The sequence below is a fragment of the Pseudomonas sp. S49 genome (genome assembly GCF_009866785.1).
Taxonomy (GTDB): Bacteria; Pseudomonadota; Gammaproteobacteria; order Pseudomonadales; family Pseudomonadaceae; genus Aquipseudomonas.
The window spans coordinates 2,695,478-2,714,648 of the sequence record NZ_CP019432.1 but is presented as its reverse complement, the minus strand read 5'-3'; the positions used below and the strand labels follow the sequence as shown (position 1 = coordinate 2,714,648).

Below are 19,171 nucleotides of genomic sequence, written 5' to 3'. Positions count from 1 at the left end.
TATTGCTCACTCAGTGAGGTTGCGCAGTATACTGCGCAACGTTGGGCGCATTGTGCGGCCTCCTTTTTATAGTGCGCAAGGTCATGACGTCGCAGAACAGCTCCCCCACTCCCCTTCGTTTCTCTCGTTTCAGCAAAGCCGAGTGCGTGCTGGTGCTGATCACCATGATCTGGGGCGGTACTTTCCTGCTGGTTCAGCATGCGATGACCGTCAGCGGCCCGATGTTTTTTGTCGGCCTGCGCTTCGCCGCTGCGGCGGCTATCGTCGCACTGTTCTCATGGCGTCATCTGCGCGAACTGACGCTGTTCGAACTCAAGGCTGGCGCCTTCATCGGCGTGGCGATCATGCTCGGTTACGGCCTGCAGACGGTCGGTTTACAAACGATCCCGAGCAGTCAGTCGGCGTTCATTACTGCGCTGTATGTGCCATTTGTGCCGTTGCTGCAATGGCTGGTGCTCGGTCGTCGGCCGGGACTGATGCCGAGCATCGGTATCATGTTGGCGTTTACCGGTTTGATGCTGTTGTCGGGTCCATCCGGCGCAGCGCTGAATTTCAGTCCGGGCGAAATCGCCACGCTGATCAGCGCTATTGCCATTGCCGCCGAAATCATTCTGATCAGCACCTACGCCGGCCAGGTGGATGTGCGCCGAGTGACTGTCGTGCAATTGGCAACCACATCGGTGCTGTCGTTCCTGCTGGTGGTGCCGACCGGTGAAGCCATTCCGGATTTTTCCTGGACCTTGCTGGTGACTGCGCTGGGATTGGGCGCAGCGAGCGCAGCGATTCAGGTGGCGATGAACTGGGCGCAGAAGAGTGTCTCGCCAACCCGGGCGACGTTGATCTATGCGGGCGAGCCGGTGTGGGCCGGGATTGTCGGGCGGATTGCCGGAGAGCGCTTGCCGGCGATTGCGCTGGTGGGTGCGGGGTTGATTGTGGCGGCGGTGATTGTCAGTGAGTTGAAGACCAAGGGTAAGGTCGCGGAAGCCGAAGCGGAGCTGGAGCGGGAAGCACAGGGATAAAGCTCCGAAATCTTCACAGTCTGAATTATTGCTATCGCGAGCAGGCTCACTCCTACAGGGGAACGCATTCCAAATGTAGGCCTTCGCCTGCTCGCGATGAGGCCATTCCAAGCAACATCGACCTTCCTGAAACAATGCCAAACAGAAAATTCCAGACTACTTTGTAGGATTCTGAGACATCCTGGCGTTTGGTGATCGGGGAGCTGGCACGTATGATGCTTCACAAACTTCCGCAGATTAGAAGCCTATGTCCCTGATAGTTCTACTGCTTCTGCCATTCATTGGCAGCTGTCTGGCAGCGGTGCTGCCTCACAATGCGCGTAATACCGAGTCCCTGTTGGCTGGCCTGGTCGCTTTGATCGGTACCGTCCAAGTCGCGCTGTTGTACCCACAAATCGCCCACGGCGGTGTGATCCGCGAAGAGTTCATGTGGCTGCCCAGCCTCGGTCTGAACTTCGTTCTGCGCATGGACGGCTTCGCTTGGCTGTTCTCGATGCTGGTGCTGGGCATCGGCACCCTCGTCTCTTTATATGCCCGTTATTACATGTCGCCGGACGATCCGGTGCCGCGTTTCTTCGCGTTTTTCCTGGCGTTCATGGGCGCCATGCTCGGTCTGGTGATCTCCGGCAATCTGATTCAGATCGTGTTTTTCTGGGAGCTGACCAGCCTCTTCTCGTTCCTGTTGATCGGCTATTGGCACCACCGCGCGGACGCCCGTCGCGGCGCCTACATGGCGCTGATGGTCACTGGTGCCGGCGGATTATGCCTGCTGGCGGGGGTCATGATTCTCGGCCATGTCGTCGGCAGCTATGACCTCGACAAGGTCCTGGCCGCCGGCGACATGATTCGTGCACACGCCCTCTACCCTATTCTCCTTCCTCTGATTCTTATCGGCGCACTCAGCAAAAGTGCGCAGTTCCCTTTCCACTTCTGGTTGCCGCACGCAATGGCGGCGCCGACACCCGTCTCCGCCTATCTGCACTCGGCCACCATGGTCAAGGCCGGGGTTTTCCTGCTCGCGCGCCTGTGGCCGTCGTTGTCCGGCAGTGAAGAATGGTTCTACATCGTCAGCGGGGCCGGCGCGTGTACGCTGTTGCTCGGCGCGTATTGCGCGATGTTCCAGAACGACCTCAAAGGTCTGCTCGCTTACTCGACTATCAGCCATCTAGGCCTGATTACCCTGTTACTCGGCCTGAACAGTCCGCTGGCGGCAGTGGCGGCGGTATTCCACATCCTCAACCACGCGACGTTCAAGGCCTCGCTGTTCATGGCGGCGGGCATCATCGACCACGAAAGTGGCACTCGCGATATCCGCAAACTCAGCGGCCTGATCAAACTGATTCCGTTCACCGCGACGCTGGCCATGGTTGCCAGTGCCTCGATGGCGGGCGTGCCATTGCTCAACGGTTTCCTGTCGAAAGAGATGTTCTTCGCCGAAACCGTGTTCATCAATGCCACGGCCTGGGTCGAAGCGGCGCTGCCGATTGTCGCGACCATCGCCGGCACATTCAGCGTTGCCTACTCGCTGCGCTTCACCGTCGATGTGTTCTTCGGCCCGCCGGCCACCGACCTGCCGCACACCCCGCACGAGCCGCCGCGCTGGATGCGGGCGCCGGTCGAGTTGCTGGTGTTCACTTGCTTGCTGGTGGGGATTTTCCCGGCGCAGATCGTCGGTCCATTGCTTGCCGCTGCTGCATTGCCAGTGGTTGGCGGCACGCTGCCGGAATACAGTCTGGCGATCTGGCACGGCCTCAACGCGCCAATGATCATGAGCCTGATCGCCATGTCTGGCGGCATCGTCGTCTATCTGTTGCTGCGCAATCAGCTCAAGCGCGGACGTTTCAAATACCCGCCGCTGGTAGGTCGTTTCAACGGCAAGCGCCTGTTCGAGCGCAGTCTGGTAGTGATGATGCGCATGGCCCGCCGCCTCGAGCGGCGCCTCGGCACCAAGCGCCTGCAGATGCAATTGTTCCTGATGGTACTGGCGGCGGTGCTCGCCGGCCTGATCCCGATGCTGCACAGCAGCCTGAGTTGGGGCGACCGGCCGAAGATTCCCGGCTCGATCGTTTTTGTGACCTTGTGGCTGCTGGCGATTGCCTGTGCCCTCGGCGCCGCGTGGCAGGCCAAGTATCACCGTCTCGCTGCTCTGACCATGGTCAGCGTTTGTGGGCTGATGACCTGCGTGACCTTCGTCTGGTTCTCCGCGCCCGATCTGGCCCTGACACAACTGGCGGTCGAAGTGGTCACCACCGTGCTGATCCTGCTCGGCCTGCGCTGGTTGCCACGCCGTATCGAAGAAGTCTCGCCACTGCCAAGCAGCCTGCGCAAGGCGCGCATTCGCCGCCTGCGCGACTTGCTGCTGTCGATTGCCGTCGGTGGTGGCATGGCGCTGCTGTCCTACGCCATGCTCACGCGGCAGACGCCGAACGACATATCCTCGTTCTACCTCAGCCGCGCCATGCCCGAGGGCGGCGGCAGCAACGTAGTCAACGTAATGCTAGTGGATTTCCGTGGCTTCGACACCCTCGGTGAAATCACCGTGCTGGTCGCCGTGGCGCTGACCGTGTTCGCCCTGCTGCGGCGTTTCCGCCCACCGAAAGAGAGCCTGCAACTGCCCGCCCAGCAACGCTTGCTGGCGCCGGACGTGGTCACCGATCTGGTCAACCCGCGTTCGGCCAGCGACACCGCGCTCGGCTTCATGATGGTGCCGGCAGTGCTGGTGCGTCTGTTGCTGCCAATTGCGCTGGTGGTGTCGTTCTACCTGTTCATGCGCGGGCACAACCAGCCGGGTGGCGGTTTCGTCGCCGGTCTGGTGATGTCGGTGGCGTTCATCCTGCAATACATGGTCGCCGGTACACAGTGGGTCGAGGCGCAAATGAGTCTACGGCCGCTGCGCTGGATGGGCACCGGGTTACTGTTCGCCACCGCCACCGGCCTGGGGGCGATGCTGGTCGGCTATCCGTTCCTCACCACTCACACCTGGCATTTCACTTTGCCAGTGCTGGGTGACATCCATATCGCCAGCGCGCTGTTCTTCGACGTTGGCGTGTACGGCGTGGTGGTCGGTTCGACCTTGTTGATCCTCACCGCCCTCGCCCACCAATCGGTGCGGGGTCACAAGACCGCATCGCTGCCCAAGTCCGTCGCCAGCAAAGGAGCCGTCTGATGGAAGAAGTCATCGCAATCGCCATCGGCGTGCTCGCCGCGTCCGGCGTCTGGTTGATCCTGCGCCCACGGACGTTCCAAGTGGTCATGGGCCTGTGCCTGCTGTCGTACGGCGTCAACCTGTTCATCTTCAGCATGGGCAGCCTGTTCATCGGCAAGGAGCCGGTAATCAAGGATGGCGTCACCCAAGACTTGCTGCACTACACCGACCCGCTGCCACAGGCACTGGTACTCACCGCGATCGTCATCAGCTTCGCCATGACCGCGCTGTTCCTCGTCGTTCTGCTCGCCTCGCGCGGCCTGACCGGCACCGACCACGTCGACGGCCGGGAGCCTAAAGAATGATGGCGATGACTCACCTGATCGCCGCACCGATTCTGCTGCCGCTGCTGACCGCCGCCATCATGCTGATGCTCGGCGAGCGGCACCGACCGCTGAAGGCAAAAATCAACCTGTTCTCCAGCCTCGTCGGCCTGTTCATTTCGGTGCTGTTGCTGCAATGGACGCAAACCAACGGCGTGCCCGGCTCCATTGGCGTGTACCTGCCGGGTAACTGGCAGGCACCGTTCGGCATTGTGCTGGTGGTCGATCGACTGTCGGCGCTGATGCTGGTGCTGACCGGGATCATCGGCGTCAGCGCCCTGCTGTTTGCCATGGCCCGGTGGGACGGCGCCGGTTCGAGCTTCCACGCGCTGTTCCAGATTCAGTTGATGGGTCTTTACGGCGCGTTCCTGACCGCAGACCTGTTCAACCTGTTCGTGTTCTTCGAAGTGTTGCTCGCCGCGTCCTATGGCCTGTTGCTGCACGGCTCGGGGCGGGCGCGGGTGTCATCGGGGCTGCATTACATTTCGATCAACCTGCTCGCCTCATCGCTGTTCCTGATTGGCGCGGCACTGATCTACGGTGTCACTGGCACGCTGAACATGGCCGATCTGGCGCTGAAGATTCCGCTGGTGCCGGAAGCCGACCGGGGCTTGCTCCACGCCGGCGCCGGGATTCTCGCCGTCGCGTTCCTGGCCAAGGCCGGCATGTGGCCGCTGAACTTCTGGCTCGTGCCAGCCTATTCCTCGGCCAGTGCGCCGGTGGCGGCGATGTTCGCGATCATGACCAAGGTCGGCGTCTACACCTTGCTGCGCCTGTGGACCCTGCTGTTCTCTGGGCAAGCCGGTGCCTCGGCGTTCTTTGGCGGCGACTGGCTGATCTACGGCGGCATGGCGACCATGGCCTGCGCGGCGCTGGCAATTCTCGCCGCACAACGCCTGGAGCGTATGGCCAGCCTGAGCATTCTGGTGTCGGCGGGGATTCTGCTGTCGGCAATCGGGTTCGCCCAGCCGAACCTGATCGGCGCGGCGCTGTTCTATCTGGTCAGCTCGACTCTGGCGTTGAGTGCACTGTTCCTGCTGGCCGAGTTGATCGAACGTTCGCGCTCGGCCAATGAAATCCCGCTGGAAGACGAAAGCGAACTGCTGCCGCGCCCGCAGGAATCCCTGCAACCGCCCAAAGGCATCAACCTCGACGACGAGCAAAAAGCTGTGGTCGGGCAGGTCATCCCGTGGACCATGGCGTTTCTCGGCCTGAGCTTTATTGCTTGCGCGCTGCTGATCATCGGCATGCCGCCGCTGTCCGGTTTTATCGGCAAACTGAGCCTGATCGGTGCATTGCTCAATCCGCTGGGCATAGGCACTGGTGCGCCGATTTCCAACGCGGCTTGGGCATTGCTGGCGCTGCTGATCCTCACCGGACTGGCGTCGTTGATGGCGTTCTCGCGCCTCGGCATCCAGCGCTTCTGGACCCCGGAGGAGCGCCCTTCGCCGCTGCTGCGCAAACTCGAATGCGCGCCGATCTTCCTGTTGCTGGGACTGAGCATCGTCCTGACCTTCAAGGCTGAACCCCTGTTGCGTTACACCCAGGCCACCGCCGAGGCGCTGCACAACCCGCAGCAGTACGTGATGGCGGTGCTCGGCACCCGTGCCGTACCGAGTCCGGAAGCGAAAGCCGCGATGCTGGAGGTGCAGCCATGAACCGTGTGTTTCCTGCACCGCTGCTGTCGTTGGCACTTTGCGCCTTGTGGCTGACCCTGAACCTGTCGATCAGCCCGGGCAACCTGTTGCTCGGCGCGATACTAGGCTTTGCCGCTCCGTTGATGATGCGCAAATTGCGCCCGAAACGAGCGCGCATTCGCCGGCCGGGGACGATCCTGCGCCTGTTCCTGGTCGTGGGCCGTGATGTGGTGATGTCCAACCTGATCGTCGCCTGGGGCGTACTGAATGCCGGTCGTCGCCCTCCGCGCTCGGGCTTTGTCAAAGTACCGCTGGACCTGCGCGATGCCCATGGCCTGGCGACCCTGGCGATGATCTGCACAGTGGTGCCCGGCACAGTGTGGTCAGAGCTGGCGCTGGATCGCAGCATTCTGCTGCTGCACGTCTGGGATCTGGATGACGAAGCGCAATTCATCGAGCACTTCAAGAGCACCTACGAGCGGCCGCTGATGGAGATTTTCGAATGAGCCCATTACTGTCGAACGCGATTCTGCTAACGCTGTTCCTGTTCTCGCTGGCGATGGTGCTGACCCTGGTGCGCCTGTTCAAAGGCCCGTCGGCACAGGATCGGGTATTGGCGCTGGACTACCTGTACATCGTCGCCATGCTGATGATGCTGACCCTGGGTATTCGTTATTCCAGTGACACTTACTTCGAAGCGGCGCTGCTGATTGCGCTGTTCGGCTTCGTCGGCTCGTTTGCCCTGGCGAAATTCCTGCTGCGTGGCGAGGTGATCGAATGAATGCGGAGTTGTCTCTGTGGATCGAGATTCCGGTGGCGATCCTGCTGGTCCTCAGCGGTCTGTTTGCGTTGATCGGCGCGATCGGGTTACTGCGCATGAAGGATTACTTCCAGCGCATGCACCCGCCGGCGCTGGCTTCAACGCTGGGGGCATGGTGTGTGGCGCTGGCGTCGATCATCTGCTTTTCGGCGTTGAAATCCGGTCCGGTGGTGCATGCCTGGCTGATTCCGATATTGCTGGCGATCACTGTGCCGGTGACTACTTTGCTGCTGGCGCGGGCGGCATTGTTCCGCAAGCGCATGGCTGGGGATGATGTGCCGGCCGAGGTCAGTAGTCGACGGACTGAAAGCGGTAGCTAGTCCAGAGCTTGCGGTGTCTGGTCTGGCCCCTTCGCGAGCAGGCTCGCTCCCACAGGGTTTTGGGTGAAATCACATATCTGTGAATACCCACAATCACTGTGGGAGCGAGCCTGCTCGCGAAGGGGCCAGCCAGGTCATCACAAATTTCAGATCAGTTTCAAACCCAAGCCACCGCCAACAACCCCGCCCCCAACACCGCACACAACGGCGAATACACCCAGGTGTCGAGCCGCGCAAACCGCGAGTCCTTCACTTCCTTGAAGAACCCGACCAGATTCGAATCACCAATCGCCCGGGCAAACATCAACAGCGCAATTGCGCTGATCACCCATTGCAGCGCCTTGTGCGTCACCGCCGGCATGCCCCAGCCAACTCGCATGCACACCAATGCCGCAATCACCAACAGCGCCGCCGCCACGATCAACGTGAGCCAGCCCGAAGGCTTGAACGCCGGTCGCACCGTTGCGACCAATCCACGCACCGGCACCTGCGGCACGACTACTGCCGCCGCCCACTGCCCGCCCAGCGCCCAATACACATGCATCAAGGCGATCACCGCGAAAGTAGTCACCAGCCATTGAGCCAACACAAAGGTCATGGTTGAAATCCTTGGAAAGGGATTTGAACAAATCATCCTAGTCGGATTTTTTTCAAGTGCACGACCGATCAGCGGTACGGTAAAGTGCCGCCCCATGAAATTCTCCCGTTCCGATCGCTCACTGCTGGCCTGGATGCTTTATTGCTGCGTCCTGTTCAACGTGTTCGCCTGCAGCATCGGTCACGGACAAATGGTCGGCATGCAACTCAACGGCATCGGCGGCCAGTTCTGTACAGTCGACCCGGCCACTCAAGCGCCGCTCGCCAGCAATCCCACCGAAGAACAACTACCGACCCTGTCCAAGGCGTTTGGCTGCCCGCTGTGCTCGGTCGGCGGCGGCATGGGCCCGGCGTTCAATTCCAGCCTGACCCTGGCAATCCTGCCGGAACAGCACAGCCCACCGCTGGCGCCCATCGTCAGCGCTGACCTCCCCGCCCGCTTCACCTGGCCTTCGGCCAACCCTCGCGCCCCACCGCTCGCCTGAGTGTCTTTGCCTTTTTGATTTGTCAGCCCACTGCGCCAACGCTCGGCGTTTGCCTGTGCGCTGACTCCTAGACAAGCATTCAGGATTCAATGATGAAACAACTCACTTTGCTGGCGAGCCTGTGCGGCTGCCTGTCCATCAACGTCTGGGCGCAATCCACCGTGGATCTGGCGCCGATCACCATCGACGGCGAGTCCGGTGCAGAACCGGGCCTGAGCCTCGACCAGTCCAGCGGCATGGCCTCACGCCTCGGCTTGAGCGTGCGCGACACACCGGCTTCAGTGGCCATCGCCAATCGCAACGACATCGAGCGCCACGGCGCACAGAACTTCCAGGACGCCGCCAACACCCTGCCCGGGGTCAACGCCAGCGCGCCGCCAGGGTTTGGCGGTTTTGTTTCCTATCGCGGCTTCACCAGCAGCCAGATCACCCAGATGTTCAACGGCGTCAACGTTTCCGGTGGCCTCGCCCGTCCTGTCGATTCGTGGATCTACGACCGAGTGGAATTGGTCGGCGGCCCGTCATCGCTGATCAACGGCGCAGGCTCGGTCGGCGGTTCGCTGAACTACGTGACCAAACTGGCCAGCCGCGATGAACAGGCCGTTGAAGGCCGGATCAGCTACGGCACCTACGACACCACCGAAACCGCGTTCGGCCTTAACCATGCCCTGACTGACCCAAGCGCCGACGTGCAGCACTACGCGCGACTCGACGTCAGCCACAACACCAGCAACGGCTACATCGACCGCCAGGAGCGCGATGCCTGGAGCGTGGCGTTCTCGCTGCTCAGCGATCTCACGCCCGACCTGTCGCACACGTTGGCACTGGAATATCAGGACGAACACGAAGACAGTCCGTACTGGGGCACGCCCGTGCTCAATCCCAAGGCCGGTGAGTTGAAGATCGACAAACACAACCGCTTCAACAACTACAACGTCGAGGACGGTCGTTACGAGCAGCGAACGATCTGGGTCCGTTCGATCATCGACTACCGGATCAACGACAGCACCACCCTGCGCAACACGCTGTATCACCTCGACAGCCAGCGCGATTACCGCAATCTCGAAACCTACCAGTACAACGCCGACAACACCGCGGTGAATCGCTCCACCGCGTATCAGGTGCGCCATCAGGGCGAGCAGAACGGCAACCAGTTCGAACTGCGCCACGACAACACGCTGTTCGGTCTCGACACGACGTGGTCGGGGGGCTTCGAATACAAGGTCAACCAGACCACCAACTCGCCTCTGAACATCAAAGGTGCAAGCACGGTTGACCCGAACAACTACCGTCCGGGGCATTTCTACGACATTCCCGGCACCAACCCGAAATTGATCAGCGACAAGACCAACGAGGTCACCACCAAAGCATTGTTCATGGAAAACCGGCTGGCGTTGACCGACAAACTGTCGCTGCTCACCGGCCTGCGCTATGACGACATTGACCTCGACGTGACCAACCATCGCACCGTGACCGCTGCCAACCCGAAACACCTCAAGCGCAGTTGGGAGCCAGTCACCGGCCGCGCCGGCCTGACCTACCAGTTCATTCCCTCGGCCAACGTCTACGTGCAATACAGCACCGCCGCCGAGCAACCGAATGGCACGCAGAATTTCGACGTCTCGACCGGCAAGCAGTGGGAGATTGGTAGCAAATTCGATTATCTGAATGGACGCGGCTCGGCGACGATTGCCGCTTACACCATCGAGCGAAAAGACTTCGCGGTGACCGACCCGCTAGATCCGGCCGGCAGTATTCCGGTCGGTCAACAGACGTCGAAAGGGGTGGAAATCGCCAGTTCGTTGCGGATCACCGACAAGCTGTTGGCTGAAGGCAACTTCGCCTGGGTCGACGCGCAGTACGATGATTTCACCGAAAAGAATGCCGCCGGTGTGGTGGTTTCACGCAAGGGCAATACGCCGACCAATGTGCCGGATCGGGTCGGTAATCTGTGGCTGACTTATGACTTTTCGCCGCAGTGGCAAGGTGGGGTTGATGCACGATATGTGGCGTCGGTGTATGCGGACACGGCCAACACCATGACGGTGCCGTCGTACACCTTGTTCGGCAGCTTCCTCAGCTACAAGGTTGATTCGCACACCACCGTGACCGGGCGCGTGCGTAATCTGAGCAATGAGGTGTATGCCGAGTTTGCGCATGTTTCGCCAGCGTATTACCTCGGAACACCGCGTACCTTTGAGTTGGCGGTGATGACGAAATTTTAAGAGCTTCGCGAGCAAGCTCGCTCCCACAGTGTTGTGAACGACACATATCCATTGTGGGAGTGAGCCTGCTCGCGATCAGGCCAGCCGCATCAGCCTCTATTTCAAATCAGCCGCAACCTTCTCCGCCACATCCTTCGGCAACCAGGCCTGCCACACATCCGGGTGGGCCTTCATGAACGCCACCGCCGCATCACGCGGCGCCGTGTGCTTCTCGCTCATCTCGGCCAATGCCTTGTTCAACGGTTCGATCGGAAAATCCACTTTGCTGAAGAACTCGGCAATCTGCGGATACTGCTTCTGAAACGGCGTAGACACACCGATCGATAGCTTCGAGGCCAGTGACCGAGTGGGTTTCGGATTGGGATTATCGGCGTCAGTCAGGGTCTTCCACGCTTCGGCGTCAAACGGCGGCTCTTCCAGTTGCACCAGTTTGAATTTGCCCAGCAGCGGAGTCGGTGACCAGTAGTAAAACAGCACCGGCTTGCCGCGACGAATCGATGAGCTGATCTCGGCATCCAGCGCCGCGCCCGAGCCACTGCGGAAGTTGGTGTAATCGTCCTGCAGACCATAAGCGGTCAACTTCTGCTTGTTGACCACTTCCGAGGTCCAGCCGATCGGACTGTTGAGGAACCGTCCCTTGCTCGGGTTCTCCGGATCCTTGAACACATCCTTGTACTTTTTAAGGTCACTGACACTGCGCAAGTCCGGCGCCAGCGGCTTGATGCCCTTGGCCGGGTCGCCCTTGATCACGTACTCCGGCACCCACCAACCCTCGGTCGCGCCCTTGACCGTATCGCCCAGGCTGACGACTTTGCCTTCGGCTTCGGCCTTGACCCATACCGGACTGCGCCCGGCCCATTCTTCGCCAATGACCTGGATGTCATTGTTGGCCAGTGCGGTTTCCAGCGTGATGGTGGTGCCAGGCAACGTATCGGTCGGCAGTCCGTAACCCTTCTCGACGATGATCCGCAGTACATCGGTAATCAGGCTGCCGCTTTCCCAGTTCAGGTCAGCAAAGTGGATCGGCGCCTGGGCGGCCGTCACCGATTGCGCTGATGTCAGCAAACCGAACGTGGCCACGCTGGCGGCCAATAACCGTCGAAATCCGTTCATGCATTGCACCTCGTGCTGTTCACAGCAATGGCAGGTTGGCCTGACAGAAGACCGCAAGCCTCTGAATACTCAGTCAACTGACTGTAGCCGAGGTTCCTGCTTTTTCCGGGTCATGCTGCGGACGAGGTTATGAATCAGACTTTTCCTGCAGGCTTTGCAGCTCGCGTCTGACCATGCTGGCGTATTCCGCGGGACGCAATTGATAAATCTGCGCAGCCACCCAGTTCAGCCAGGCGCCCTGCAACTCGGCCTTGGCGGTAAACAAACGCCGAGCCTCCTCGCGCGCCGTGTCGAGGTTCTGCGAATGAAAATCCGAGCGGCTCACTCGCTGGCCTTGAACGTCACTAGCTCACCCTTGCGCCACTTGGCGGCTTTGGCGGTAACGGCTTTGAGGGTCTTGGTCAGGCCTTCCTGCAACTGCTGATTGGCCGCAAACACGGTCACCACGCTGTGACCTTCCTTGAACAGGATCGCGTGCCCGTCGGCAGTGTCGACAAAGGCGTAATCGCCCAGTCCATACACCGTGAGTTTGATTTCGCGAAAGCGGATATCCATCTTGCCGCCTTCGCGGCTGGGCAAGACCGATGCACTGAAATGATCGCCGACCTTGAGCTTGAGCCCCGGTTTGTCATCGACCACCAAAGCGCTTTCAGTGTCGATCTCAGCCACGTAAATGCCTTCGGCGTTCTGCTCGGTGATGTAAACAAAACGCGACTGGAACAGCTTGACCAGCTTTGCACGCAAATCACCCAACACGAACAAAGCATGCATATCGAGATTACTGACTGCCAAAGAAACATCCCCACATCTGAAAAAACCGCACACGGAAAACGCGCACGGCAAAAAAAAGCCAGGCCGATGTAACTACCAGATGACTCAAATAAAAACCCGAATCGAGCAGAGTGCTGATTCAGCGCGAGGTCCGTAAGACTACTGGATTGTCACTCGCGAAACTCATCCCTTTTTCGCCAAAGCTTGAAGGAAAAATCCTCACCGCTGGCAAGAGCTGTCTGACTACGAACTTTAGGGAAAATTCTCACGAAAAAAAGCACTTTTCCGACATATCGCTGGCGAAAAATTGCTTTAGATAAGCCCTGTCGTCAACAGGTACTGGCGATTCTAGAGCAGCGATGCTCATTCCGACTACCCGAAACGGCCTGTAAACATCGGCCAACTGATGAAAAGGACTTCATATGTGCACTCGGACTCACTTTGCCATGACCACAGACGCCCGGATCGAATCACCGCTGATCCTGCGTGCCACTGATATGAACGACCATTGCCCACGCTTTCAAGTCGTACCGGCCGGCAACGCCTTCTTCCACATAAAGGAAACATCGACCGGCCGTGTAAGAGGTTTCCGCGAAGATCACAACGAAGCCTGCGCCCTCGCCCGCTCACTTGAATCGAAGATCGAACTCCTGGCGAATGGCTGCCTCAGATAAAGAGAGTGATCGACCGCGCCGTACCGGCGCCCACCGAAGGAGTACACGATGGAACTGCCAGCATACGATCTGAAAACCCTGTTCGATCAACTGGGGTTGCCTTCAGAAGGCACAGCAATCGACGATTTCATCGAAGCGCATCCACTGGCCCCCGAGACCAAACTGATCGGCGCCGACTTCTGGTCGCCGCAACAGGCGCAATTGCTCAAGGAATGGTTGACGGCCGACGGTGAAGAAGCGGTGATGGTCGATGAACTGAATGTGCGCCTGCATCGCGGCAAGTAATCCCGGATCAGTGAAGGCTGTCACATGGCTCGACGTGCAACTGTGCGAGCCACGCAGCCTTGCACTCCTCGGCCTCGTCGCGGCTGGCAAACGCCGTGCCGCGACGCTCGCCATTGAGCAACACCACCCAGCAGACGCTCCGACCCATTGCGCGCAATCCGGCAGGCACGCCACTGCCGATCATCACGGCGACATCAACTCTGCACTGCATGCAGCCCTCCCGAAATCATTAGCTACCTAACTAAGCGGGCAGGTTAATGGTTTCTTGCGGGCGGAAACAGCAAGCTCCGTGCACAGATTCATTGCACCGGAAGTAACAATCCCTCAGCGCGGACTTTCCGGTTTATAGCCCAGACGCAATCCACCCCAGTGCCGGCCCTTGATCATGATCGGCACCGACAGATCATGCATCAGCTCACCGGTGTCGCGGGTGTAAGTCTGCAACAACACCGGTTGTTGATGGCTGCCGCAGCGAATACCGGTGCGGTCGGCAAACTTGCGCTTGGTGCGGTTGTTCACCGCATCGACCTGCGCATCGCCAGTCAACGGCTGACTGAACAGCTGATTGTGCGTCGGCACATAACCCTGCTGCGTACAGGCGATGGCGAACACCAACCCCTCGTGACGCGGCAACAAGGGCTCCTGAATCGCCGGCAGCACCTGATCGGTGTAACGGTCGAAACGGGTTTGAAACTTCGCCGGTTGCGTATTCGGGATCGGCTGATACTGGCGGTCGAACAAGTCTTCAAGGCTGATTCGGCCCTGCTCGACATCCGCCTCGAACCGCGCAGCAATCTGGCTCGCCCCCTCACGCGCCAGATCGTAGATACGCTGGTGATAGTCATCCAGCCCGACTTCGGCCAGACGCTCGCTGATGGTTTCCGCCTGCCCTTCCATTTGCACGGCGGCTGCAGCGAGACGGCGAGTCTGTTGATCACTGATCGCCAGGTCGCTGCGCATCTGCTCGATAGCCTTGAACAGGCTGTCGAGTTGTTCGCGATTGGTTTCCGCGCCTTGGGCGATTTCACCGACCTGGGTTTCCACCCCGGCGGCCAGTCGCGCGATGTTCTCCAGATGCTGGCCAGTGTGCTCGACCTGCTCGACACCGATCTGCAGATCACTCGACAACTCGCGAATCTGCTCCACGACCTGTGCCGTGCGTTGTTGAATGTCGGCGACCATCTCACCCACTTCACCGGTTGCCGACGCCGTGCGTGCCGCCAACCCGCGCACTTCGTCCGCCACCACCGCAAAACCGCGACCATGCTCACCGGCCCGCGCCGCTTCGATCGCCGCGTTCAATGCGAGCAGATTGGTCTGGCTGGCAATCGACTGAATCACCAGCGTCACACGCTGAATATCATCGCTGCGCACACTCAAGGCTTCGATCAATTCACGGCTGGCATTCGCGCGCTGACTGAGTTGATGCATGCGCGCGATCGAATCCACCAGTTCCGTGCGCCCCGCTGCGCTGCTGTGATGCGCCTGACTGGCCGCCTCAAGCGCCGTACGGCTGAGCTGCGAAGTCGCATGTTCGGTCGCGATCATCACCTCAGCGTTGCTGACGATCTGCGCTGCCGCATCGAGTTGCGATTCGAGTTTGCTCGCCAGTTCCTTGACCGAAAACGCCACGCCCGCCGCCGACAGAGCGTTATGGCTGGTGGTGTAGGAAAGGTCGCGGGTCAGTTCGGACATGGCGCTGCCGCTGTCGGCAGGCTGGGTATCGGGGATGGCGCGAGAGCGCAGGCGCGGTAGCCAGACAATCAGCACCGCCAGCGGCATGCCAATGTACAGCGACCATCCGGCCAGGGACATGCCGGCCAGCAACAGCATCAGGGCGATGCTTTGCAGGGTCGGCGCGATCCAGCGGTTTTTCGGCAAAAGCACTGGTGCAGGCAAAGCCCCAACCAGAGATCCATCTCTCGTCATATCAACACCCCACGCTTGTTCTCATTGTTGTAACTGCATTAAACGCCACTACAACGCCATTATCCATGGTCCGTTAGTCGTGGGGTCTGTGGCAGGTCAATGGAATCGCGCGGAAATATTGCGGACGATAAAAAGCTTCGCGGGCAAGCCCGGCTCCCACAGGTTCGGTGTTGAACCTAGTGGGGCGGACTTGCCCGCGATCACAGCGCCGGAAAAATCAGGCCTGACGCTGGTGCTTGTCGATCTGCTCGTGACGCTCTTGAGCTTCGATGCAGTATTTGGTGGTCGGGCTGATCAGCAGGCGTTTCAGGCCAATGGCCTCGCCGCTGTCATCGCACCAGCCAAAGCTGTCTTCCTTGATGCGCTCAAGGGCTTGTTCCAGTTGCGGCAGCATGCGCTGGTCGCGATCGATCGCGTTCACCAGCCAAGTGCGCTCTTCTTCAACCGAAGCCGCGTCCGCCGGGTCAGCCGGGGTGTCCAGGCTTTCGATGGCGATACGGTTTTGCTCAATGCGCTCGTGGGTTTCGACTTTCATGTTCTGCAACAGCTCAGTGAAGAAAGCGTGCTGCTCGGCATTCATGTAGTCATCTGCCGGCATGGCCAGCAACTTGTCCTTTGTCATTGATATCTCTATAAAAAAACGTGCATTAAGGCGAATTAGGGAGCGTTTCGGCGAACCGCGTGCGGTCGGCGAAAAGGCATCGTTTATTGCAAATGCCACCCGGCACTCAATTTACGAGGGGCGGCAGTCTAAGGCCCGAATGAGGCCTCAGCAACTGTAAATACAGGGAATTTGTCCGACAACGCCGGGAAACTGCTCTGACACAGCGTTTACACGGCCATCGGAGTGCGTTTATAGCAAGAAATTCAGTCGAGCGGCTGTATATAGAAGACAAACGGCTAACCGCGCAGCGTTCAGACGCGATTTTTTACCACGCACTGCATCGTTTCAGCAAAGCAGACCTGCAAAAGCCCCCCTACTATCAGGCCCACCGTGTGATCAACCAGCCTGAAGGATGACCTATGCCCCGCCCCGATCTGCCGGTCTCCGACGAGGTTTCACTCGCCAGCCCTCCGATCAATGCCGAGCGCCTGCTGCAACTGATCACCGACGAATACGACGCCCTGCCGCGCCAGCTCAAACGCATCGCCAGCTACATCAGCCAGCAGAGCGACCGGATCATGGTCGACCGCATCAGCGACATCGCCCGCGAGTGCGAGGTCCACCCGTCCGCCATCGTGCGCTTCTCGCAACGCTTCGGTTTCAGCGGCTTCAGCGAAATGCAGGCGCTGTTCCGCAGCGCCTACACGCACAAAGCCTCGCCGGTGCAAAACTACCAGCAACGCATCCGCAGCATGATCGCCAACCAGTCGCAGCCAGCCAGCGCCGGCGACCTCGCCCGCGAATGCATCGACGCCACGCGCTCCGGCATCGAACGCCTGGGCCGCGAACTCGACGACGCCGCGTTCGAAAAAGCCGTCGACCTGATCGTCAACGCCGACAACATTTATGTCGTCGGCGTGCGCCGCTCCTTCGCCGTCGCCGACTACCTCGTTTACAACTTGCAACACACTCAGAAAAAAATTCATCTGGTGTCCGGGCTCGGCGGCAGTTATCGCGAGCAGATGCGCAGCGTGCGCGCCAACGATCTGGTCATCGCCATCAGCTTCGTGCCCTACGCCAAAGAAACCCAACACTGCCTGCGCTTCGCTCGACAGCAGCAGGCCAACACCCTGATCCTTACCGACAGCCAACTCTCACCACTGGCGAAACTCGCCAACAGCGTATTGCTGGTCAACGAAGGCAGCGCCCTCGCCTTCCGCTCGCTGAGTGCGACGCTGTGTTTGTGCCAGGCCTTGTTTGTGGCGGTGGCGTATCGGCTGGAACTGAATGTCGATGAGATTCACGAACAACCCGGCTTCGACGACTGACAATTGCCTCAACGTCAGCTAGGTTATGCCTTCCCACCGGTTTGACTTGAAGGAACGCGTCATGAAACTGATCGGCATGCTGGACTCCCCTTACGTACGCCGCGTGGCGATCTCCGCCAAACGCCTTGGCATCGACCTCGAACACGAGTCGGTCTCGGTGTTCCGCCACTTCGAGCACTTCCAGCAGATCAACCCGGTGGTCAAAGCCCCCACACTGATCCTCGACGACGGCGTGGTCCTGATGGACTCGACCCTCATCCTCGACTACCTCGAAGCCAGCTCCGGCAAAAGCCTGCTGCCAACCGACCTGAAACAACGCGCCCAAGCCCTGCGCCTGATCGGCCTGAGCCTCGCCGCTTGCGAAAAAGCCGTGCAGCTTTATTACGAACGCAACCTGCGCCCGGCCGACATTCAATACCAGCCGTGGGTCGAACGCGTCGAAGGCCAACTCGCCGCCGCGTTCACCGCCCTCGAGCAAGAACTGGAAAAAACCGGCCTGCCCACCGACGGCACCCTCACCCAGGCCGGCATCAGCCTCGCCGTCGCCTGGAGCTTCACCGACCTCGTCGTCCCCGACCAGATCGACACCCGCCGCTACCCACACATAGCCCAATACACCGCCTACGCTGAAACCCTCGAAGCGTTCGTCAGCACCCCGATGACCTGACCATGAGCACCACCGACACCGCCGCCCCGGCATTAAAGGAAATCTTCAACGCCGAGCGCTTGCAGCACATCGCCCGCGAAATGAGCGCCGTGTACCCGGCATTCAAGGCCAAGGCGTTTCTCAAGCACGCCCAAGACGGACTCGCTGAATTATCAGTGATGCAACGCATGGCGCGTGTCAGCGAAAGCCTGCACGCCGTGTTGCCGCTGGATTACCAAGATTCCCTAGAAGTGCTTTTCGAACTCGCACCAAGGCTGAACAGCGGATTCGTCAGCATGTGTTTGCCGCATTACGTCGCGAGCTACGGCGGGCACGCGTTCGACACCTCGATGGACGCCCTGAAGTACTTCACCACCTTCGGCTCCTCCGAATTCGCCATCCGCCACTTTCTGCGCAGCGACCTCGAGCGCTCACTGGAATTGATGCACGACTGGACCCGAGACGAAAACCACCACGTTCGACGCCTGGCCAGCGAAGGCAGCCGCCCTCGCCTGCCTTGGTCGTTTCGGTTGGACGCGGTTCAGGCCGATCCGCAGTTGGCCGCCGGGATACTGGATCGGTTGAAGGCGGATGAGAGTTTGTATGTACGCAAGTCCGTGGCGAATCATTTGAATGATGTGACGAAGGTGCATCCGGAGTGGGTGCTGGACACGATTGAAGGTTGGTCGTTGGAGAACAAGCACACGGCGTGGATTGCCAAGCATGCGTTGCGGAGTTTGATCAAGCAGGGGGATTTGCGCGCGCTGACGGTGATTGGTGCCGGGGCGAAGGCTGAGGTTGAGTTGCTGGATGTGCGGGTTGAGCCGGCGGTGGTTAGGTTGGGGGAAGCGATTACGTTGTCGTTTGTGGTGAAGTCGACGGTGGCGCATGAGCAGCGCTTGGTGATTGATTATGCGATTGACTATGTGAAAGCGAATGGCGGGGTTTCGGGGAAGGTTTTTAAGTTGAAGACGGTGGTTTTGGCGGGGTTTGGGAGTGTGGTTGTGGGAAGGCGGCAGGTGATTAGGGACTTTACGACGCGTAGGCATCATGTTGGGCTGCATAAATTGAAGATAATGGCTAACGGAGACTGGTTGGCTAGCACCGCTTTCGATATCGTCGCCGTATCAACCTCAAAATTAGATCGGATGCCACAGTTCTGATCACGCTGCCCCGATTAAAAATACATG

21 protein-coding genes are annotated in these 19,171 nt (G+C 59.8%); 14 read left to right on the top strand and 7 right to left on the bottom strand.

Annotated elements, in window-relative coordinates; translation table 11 throughout:
* Positions 1-83 precede the first annotated feature (83 nt).
* The 7 genes from PspS49_RS12110 to PspS49_RS12080 all read left to right on the top strand — a co-directional run bounded on the left by PspS49_RS12110 (position 84) and on the right by PspS49_RS12080 (position 7,324).
* The gene (locus PspS49_RS12110; protein WP_150773917.1) at positions 84-1,019 is read left to right on the top strand and encodes a DMT family transporter; all 936 of its coding nucleotides are present in this window, start codon (positions 84-86) and stop codon (positions 1,017-1,019) included.
* A gap of 247 nt (positions 1,020-1,266) precedes the next feature.
* A complete protein-coding gene (locus tag PspS49_RS12105; RefSeq protein WP_160039457.1) occupies positions 1,267-4,185 on the top strand; it encodes a monovalent cation/H+ antiporter subunit A in 2,919 nt (972 codons plus the stop codon).
* The gene (locus PspS49_RS12100) at positions 4,185-4,529 is read left to right on the top strand and encodes a Na+/H+ antiporter subunit C (RefSeq protein ID WP_007910763.1); all 345 of its coding nucleotides are present in this window, start codon (positions 4,185-4,187) and stop codon (positions 4,527-4,529) included. The genes PspS49_RS12105 and PspS49_RS12100 overlap by 1 nt, the downstream gene beginning before the upstream one ends.
* Positions 4,526-6,205, top strand: a complete 1,680-nt coding sequence (locus PspS49_RS12095) for a monovalent cation/H+ antiporter subunit D (protein WP_160039455.1) — start codon at positions 4,526-4,528, stop codon at positions 6,203-6,205. The genes PspS49_RS12100 and PspS49_RS12095 overlap by 4 nt, the downstream gene beginning before the upstream one ends.
* Complete coding sequence (locus tag PspS49_RS12090; RefSeq protein ID WP_160039453.1) at positions 6,202-6,690, top strand: Na+/H+ antiporter subunit E; 489 nt, start codon at positions 6,202-6,204, stop codon at positions 6,688-6,690. The genes PspS49_RS12095 and PspS49_RS12090 overlap by 4 nt, the downstream gene beginning before the upstream one ends.
* The gene (locus tag PspS49_RS12085) at positions 6,687-6,965 is read left to right on the top strand and encodes a K+/H+ antiporter subunit F (protein ID WP_007910754.1); all 279 of its coding nucleotides are present in this window, start codon (positions 6,687-6,689) and stop codon (positions 6,963-6,965) included. Before PspS49_RS12090 ends, PspS49_RS12085 begins: the two co-directional genes overlap by 4 nt.
* Complete coding sequence (locus tag PspS49_RS12080) at positions 6,962-7,324, top strand: Na+/H+ antiporter subunit G (protein ID WP_127926814.1); 363 nt, start codon at positions 6,962-6,964, stop codon at positions 7,322-7,324. The genes PspS49_RS12085 and PspS49_RS12080 overlap by 4 nt, the downstream gene beginning before the upstream one ends.
* Before the next feature lie 157 nt (positions 7,325-7,481).
* Here the strand turns inward: PspS49_RS12080 and PspS49_RS12075 are convergent, their stop codons facing one another.
* The gene (locus PspS49_RS12075; RefSeq protein ID WP_127926813.1) at positions 7,482-7,922 is read right to left on the bottom strand and encodes a DUF3995 domain-containing protein; all 441 of its coding nucleotides are present in this window, start codon (positions 7,920-7,922) and stop codon (positions 7,482-7,484) included.
* 94 nt (positions 7,923-8,016) lie between these two features.
* Here PspS49_RS12075 and PspS49_RS12070 point away from each other — a divergent pair, with 94 nt between their 5' ends.
* Together PspS49_RS12070 and PspS49_RS12065 are read left to right on the top strand one after the other, a co-directional pair.
* Positions 8,017-8,406, top strand: a complete 390-nt coding sequence (locus tag PspS49_RS12070) for a DUF2946 domain-containing protein (protein ID WP_016982997.1) — start codon at positions 8,017-8,019, stop codon at positions 8,404-8,406.
* A 92-nt stretch (positions 8,407-8,498) separates the two neighbouring features.
* Positions 8,499-10,631: a TonB-dependent receptor gene (locus tag PspS49_RS12065; protein ID WP_160039451.1), complete on the top strand. Its 2,133-nt coding sequence runs from the start codon at positions 8,499-8,501 to the stop codon at positions 10,629-10,631.
* 96 nt (positions 10,632-10,727) lie between these two features.
* Here PspS49_RS12065 and PspS49_RS12060 read toward each other — a convergent pair whose 3' ends face one another.
* The 3 genes from PspS49_RS12060 to PspS49_RS12050 form a co-directional block, all read right to left on the bottom strand.
* Positions 10,728-11,744 carry an ABC transporter substrate-binding protein gene (locus tag PspS49_RS12060; protein ID WP_137217311.1) on the bottom strand — a complete coding sequence of 339 codons (1,017 nt, stop codon included), beginning with the start codon at positions 11,742-11,744 and terminating at the stop codon, positions 10,728-10,730.
* Between the two features lie 127 nt (positions 11,745-11,871).
* Positions 11,872-12,069, bottom strand: a complete 198-nt coding sequence (locus PspS49_RS12055) for a hypothetical protein (RefSeq protein WP_150693539.1) — start codon at positions 12,067-12,069, stop codon at positions 11,872-11,874.
* Positions 12,066-12,515 carry a hypothetical protein gene (locus PspS49_RS12050; protein WP_174245057.1) on the bottom strand — a complete coding sequence of 150 codons (450 nt, stop codon included), beginning with the start codon at positions 12,513-12,515 and terminating at the stop codon, positions 12,066-12,068. The genes PspS49_RS12055 and PspS49_RS12050 overlap by 4 nt, the downstream gene beginning before the upstream one ends.
* Positions 12,516-12,937: 422 nt before the next feature.
* Between PspS49_RS12050 and PspS49_RS12045 the strand changes: the two genes are divergently transcribed.
* Together PspS49_RS12045 and PspS49_RS12040 are read left to right on the top strand one after the other, a co-directional pair.
* Positions 12,938-13,189, top strand: a complete 252-nt coding sequence (locus tag PspS49_RS12045; protein ID WP_160039449.1) for a hypothetical protein — start codon at positions 12,938-12,940, stop codon at positions 13,187-13,189.
* A gap of 48 nt (positions 13,190-13,237) precedes the next feature.
* The gene (locus PspS49_RS12040; RefSeq protein ID WP_160039447.1) at positions 13,238-13,474 is read left to right on the top strand and encodes a DUF2789 family protein; all 237 of its coding nucleotides are present in this window, start codon (positions 13,238-13,240) and stop codon (positions 13,472-13,474) included.
* A gap of 7 nt (positions 13,475-13,481) precedes the next feature.
* Here the strand turns inward: PspS49_RS12040 and PspS49_RS12035 are convergent, their stop codons facing one another.
* The 3 genes from PspS49_RS12035 to PspS49_RS12025 all read right to left on the bottom strand — a co-directional run bounded on the left by PspS49_RS12035 (position 13,482) and on the right by PspS49_RS12025 (position 16,025).
* A complete protein-coding gene (locus tag PspS49_RS12035; protein ID WP_150693537.1) occupies positions 13,482-13,685 on the bottom strand; it encodes a hypothetical protein in 204 nt (67 codons plus the stop codon).
* A gap of 113 nt (positions 13,686-13,798) precedes the next feature.
* A complete protein-coding gene (locus tag PspS49_RS12030) occupies positions 13,799-15,403 on the bottom strand; it encodes a methyl-accepting chemotaxis protein (protein ID WP_160039445.1) in 1,605 nt (534 codons plus the stop codon).
* A 217-nt stretch (positions 15,404-15,620) separates the two neighbouring features.
* Positions 15,621-16,025 (bottom strand): TraR/DksA family transcriptional regulator, encoded by a 405-nt coding sequence (locus PspS49_RS12025; protein WP_003225981.1) that lies wholly within the window; start codon positions 16,023-16,025, stop codon positions 15,621-15,623.
* A gap of 401 nt (positions 16,026-16,426) precedes the next feature.
* On the opposite strand from PspS49_RS12025, the gene PspS49_RS12020 reads away from it, so the two are divergent.
* From PspS49_RS12020 to PspS49_RS12010, 3 genes are all read left to right on the top strand, one after another.
* Positions 16,427-17,335: a MurR/RpiR family transcriptional regulator gene (locus PspS49_RS12020; protein ID WP_160039443.1), complete on the top strand. Its 909-nt coding sequence runs from the start codon at positions 16,427-16,429 to the stop codon at positions 17,333-17,335.
* A gap of 61 nt (positions 17,336-17,396) precedes the next feature.
* Complete coding sequence (locus PspS49_RS12015; protein WP_150773927.1) at positions 17,397-18,002, top strand: glutathione S-transferase; 606 nt, start codon at positions 17,397-17,399, stop codon at positions 18,000-18,002.
* A 2-nt stretch (positions 18,003-18,004) separates the two neighbouring features.
* Positions 18,005-19,144, top strand: coding sequence for a DNA alkylation repair protein (locus tag PspS49_RS12010; protein ID WP_160039441.1), 1,140 nt, complete (start codon positions 18,005-18,007; stop codon positions 19,142-19,144).
* Positions 19,145-19,171: the final 27 nt, after the last annotated feature.

What these genes read in the sequence shown, in the direction of transcription:
- PspS49_RS12035 (WP_150693537.1), bottom strand. Translation starts at nt 13,685, where the DNA reads ATGCAGTGCAGAGTTGATGTCGCCGTGATGATCGGCAGTGGCGTGCCT.
- PspS49_RS12090 (WP_160039453.1), top strand. Translation starts at nt 6,202, where the DNA reads ATGAACCGTGTGTTTCCTGCACCGCTGCTGTCGTTGGCACTTTGCGCC.
- PspS49_RS12050 (WP_174245057.1), bottom strand. Translation starts at nt 12,515, where the DNA reads ATGCATGCTTTGTTCGTGTTGGGTGATTTGCGTGCAAAGCTGGTCAAG.
- PspS49_RS12105 (WP_160039457.1), top strand. Translation starts at nt 1,267, where the DNA reads ATGTCCCTGATAGTTCTACTGCTTCTGCCATTCATTGGCAGCTGTCTG.
- PspS49_RS12075 (WP_127926813.1), bottom strand. Translation starts at nt 7,922, where the DNA reads ATGACCTTTGTGTTGGCTCAATGGCTGGTGACTACTTTCGCGGTGATC.
- PspS49_RS12110 (WP_150773917.1), top strand. Translation starts at nt 84, where the DNA reads ATGACGTCGCAGAACAGCTCCCCCACTCCCCTTCGTTTCTCTCGTTTC.
- PspS49_RS12040 (WP_160039447.1), top strand. Translation starts at nt 13,238, where the DNA reads ATGGAACTGCCAGCATACGATCTGAAAACCCTGTTCGATCAACTGGGG.
- PspS49_RS12015 (WP_150773927.1), top strand. Translation starts at nt 17,397, where the DNA reads ATGAAACTGATCGGCATGCTGGACTCCCCTTACGTACGCCGCGTGGCG.
- PspS49_RS12020 (WP_160039443.1), top strand. Translation starts at nt 16,427, where the DNA reads ATGCCCCGCCCCGATCTGCCGGTCTCCGACGAGGTTTCACTCGCCAGC.
- PspS49_RS12080 (WP_127926814.1), top strand. Translation starts at nt 6,962, where the DNA reads ATGAATGCGGAGTTGTCTCTGTGGATCGAGATTCCGGTGGCGATCCTG.
- PspS49_RS12065 (WP_160039451.1), top strand. Translation starts at nt 8,499, where the DNA reads ATGAAACAACTCACTTTGCTGGCGAGCCTGTGCGGCTGCCTGTCCATC.
- PspS49_RS12010 (WP_160039441.1), top strand. Translation starts at nt 18,005, where the DNA reads ATGAGCACCACCGACACCGCCGCCCCGGCATTAAAGGAAATCTTCAAC.
- PspS49_RS12045 (WP_160039449.1), top strand. Translation starts at nt 12,938, where the DNA reads ATGTGCACTCGGACTCACTTTGCCATGACCACAGACGCCCGGATCGAA.
- PspS49_RS12100 (WP_007910763.1), top strand. Translation starts at nt 4,185, where the DNA reads ATGGAAGAAGTCATCGCAATCGCCATCGGCGTGCTCGCCGCGTCCGGC.
- PspS49_RS12085 (WP_007910754.1), top strand. Translation starts at nt 6,687, where the DNA reads ATGAGCCCATTACTGTCGAACGCGATTCTGCTAACGCTGTTCCTGTTC.
- PspS49_RS12060 (WP_137217311.1), bottom strand. Translation starts at nt 11,744, where the DNA reads ATGAACGGATTTCGACGGTTATTGGCCGCCAGCGTGGCCACGTTCGGT.
- PspS49_RS12030 (WP_160039445.1), bottom strand. Translation starts at nt 15,403, where the DNA reads ATGACGAGAGATGGATCTCTGGTTGGGGCTTTGCCTGCACCAGTGCTT.
- PspS49_RS12095 (WP_160039455.1), top strand. Translation starts at nt 4,526, where the DNA reads ATGATGGCGATGACTCACCTGATCGCCGCACCGATTCTGCTGCCGCTG.
- PspS49_RS12070 (WP_016982997.1), top strand. Translation starts at nt 8,017, where the DNA reads ATGAAATTCTCCCGTTCCGATCGCTCACTGCTGGCCTGGATGCTTTAT.
- PspS49_RS12025 (WP_003225981.1), bottom strand. Translation starts at nt 16,025, where the DNA reads ATGACAAAGGACAAGTTGCTGGCCATGCCGGCAGATGACTACATGAAT.